At 73.3% G+C, this 2,280-nt stretch carries 1 protein-coding gene and 1 pseudogene; one reads left to right on the forward strand and one right to left on the reverse strand.

Features of this window, described 5'->3' with window-relative positions; translation table 11 throughout:
- Positions 1-69: 69 nt before the first annotated feature.
- Positions 70-1,317, reverse strand: a pseudogene (locus tag P1P70_RS43590) (serine/threonine-protein kinase); the annotation flags it as partial.
- Between the two features lie 197 nt (positions 1,318-1,514).
- Here P1P70_RS43590 and P1P70_RS43595 point away from each other — a divergent pair.
- Complete coding sequence (locus P1P70_RS43595; protein WP_319247904.1) at positions 1,515-2,192, forward strand: hypothetical protein; 678 nt, start codon at positions 1,515-1,517, stop codon at positions 2,190-2,192.
- Positions 2,193-2,280 lie beyond the last annotated feature (88 nt).

Consider the following 2,280-nt stretch of genomic DNA (forward strand, 5'->3'; position numbering starts at 1 on the left):
CCCAGACGGCCGCCGGCTCGCACCCCGAGGCCCACTTCGAGGACATCGAGGCCAACACCAAGATCAATTACCCTTCGGGGATGTGGGTTCCCCGGAGGGGTTCGACACCAGGTAGAGCGCGGCGCCGGCGACCGTCGCGGCCACGGTCACCGCGACGGCGACCGGGACGAGGAGCCGTCGCTTCCCGCGGCCGCCGGGCCCCGGCCGTCCGCCGTCCGAGGGGTTCCCGTGCCCGGCTGGGGGCACGCCCTGGCCCGTATGCCGACCGCCGATCCCGCCACCAGAGGTGTCGACCCCGACCGCGCCACCGTCGACCGCGCCACCGCCGGTCGCACTGCTGTCGTACGAGCGCGTGCTCCCGCCGGCCGGGCCTCCGGCCTGCGGCGAAGGCATCGGGTCCGGTGCCGGCATGGGCAGGGCGACGGTCGACTGGCCGGAGACCACGGCGCGCAGTGCCCGCTCCGTCTGTTCGGTGGTGGGCCGGTCGCTGGGGTCCTTGGCCAGGAGGGCCACGACGAGGGGCTCCAGGGCGCCGCCCTGCTTCAGCGGCTCCAGGGGATCCACGGCGATGGCGTACGCGGCCTCCATGGCGGTGAGGCGGCGGAACGGCGGCCGGCCCTCGACCGCCTGGTAGAGGGTCGCGCCCAGGGCCCACAGGTCCGAGGCGGGGCCCGGCTTCTGCCCGCGGATGCGCTCCGGGGCCATGTAGTGGATGGAGCCGACCATCTCACCGGTCTTGGTGAGGGTCGAGGCGTCCGCCGTCATCGCGATGCCGAAGTCGGTGAGGACCACCCGGCCCTCGGCGCCGAGCAGGACGTTGCCGGGTTTGACGTCGCGGTGCAGGACACCGGCGGCGTGCGCGGCGCGCAGCGCGGCGACCATGCCCAGACCGATGCGGGCCGCCTCGTCGGGCGGCAGGGTCCGGCCGTCGGTGAGGAGGTCGGCGAGCGTGGGCGCCGGGACGTACTCCATGACGATGCAGGGCCGGCCGTCACCGGAGCCGCCCCCGGCGCCGTTCAGGCCACCGTCCACGGGGCCGCCCGCGTGGGTGTCCAGGTGGTCGTCCACCACGTCGTGGACGACGATCACGTTCGGGTGCGCGATCCGGGCCGCGCTGCGGGCCTCGCGGCGCGTGCGCTCGTACAGGGTGACGAGGTCGTCGGGCGACAGATGCGGCTGCACGTGCAGGCGCTTCAGCGCGACCTGGCGGTCGAGGACCTCGTCCCCGGCCCGCCACACCGTGCCCATGCCGCCGCGGCCTATCTGCTCCGTGAGCCGGTAGCGCCCGGCGACGAGCCGCCCTACGTCCTCCGACACCACGTGCCCTCCGCCGTACGTTCGATTCGCCTCGTCACAATAACCGGACCCGGGTGAGGAGCAGCGAGGAGGACCACTCCGGGCGGCCGGGGCGCGCGGGACGACATGCGTCGGTGGGGTGGGCGGAACGACGCGGACCGGTGGGACGGCGGGTGCGCGGTGGGGCGTGGGCGGTGGTTCGGCGTACCGTCGTGACTGTGGACTCCACGGCTGACGGTCTCGTGGCCCGTGTCGCGCGTGAGCTCGTCCCCCGAGCGGACGAGCTGACCGCCGAGGTGGAGCGATGCCTGCGCCGGGAGATGCCCGAGCTGTGGGCGCACCCCGACGCGATGGCCTCGGACAACGTCGCCCAGCACGTCGTGGCGGTGCTGTCGGCCCTGCGGTACGGCGTCGACCCGGCCGGCATCGAGGTACCGTCCGCCGAACTGGAGCGCGTACGCCGTGTCGCCCGGCACGGTGTCCCCGTGAGCGCGGTCCTGCGGGCCTTCCGGCTCGGACAGGGCATCATCCTCGACCACCTGCTCGCGGAGATGCCCCGGTGCACCGACGACGCGGCCCTGATCAGCGAGGCCGCGCGCAGCCTGATCCTGACGGCGACCGGGTACGTGGACCGTACCTCCGAGCAGGGCGTCGTGGCCTACGAGGAGGAGCGGGACCGGCGGCTGCGCTGGCGGCTGTCCATGGTGAACGAGTCGAGCGTCCGCATCGGCACCACGTTGGACATCGCCCGCACCACGCAGGAGCTGGCCGACTTCGCCACCGAGCACTTCGCCGACCTCGTCACGGTCGACCTGCTCGACTCCGCGCTCGGCGCCCATGACGCGCCGCCGGACGACCCGCCCGCGTCACCCCTGCTCCACCGGGTCTGTCCCTAAACCCCATCCCGGGCCCCCGGGACAGGGCAAAAACCCCGATGGCGTCCTTCGGTTGAAAAAAAAAAAAAACATAAGAAAGGAACACAAC

The sequence above is a fragment of the Streptomyces sp. MB09-02B genome (assembly GCF_033794485.1).
In the GTDB taxonomy this organism is placed as follows: Bacteria; Actinomycetota; Actinomycetes; order Streptomycetales; family Streptomycetaceae; genus Streptomyces.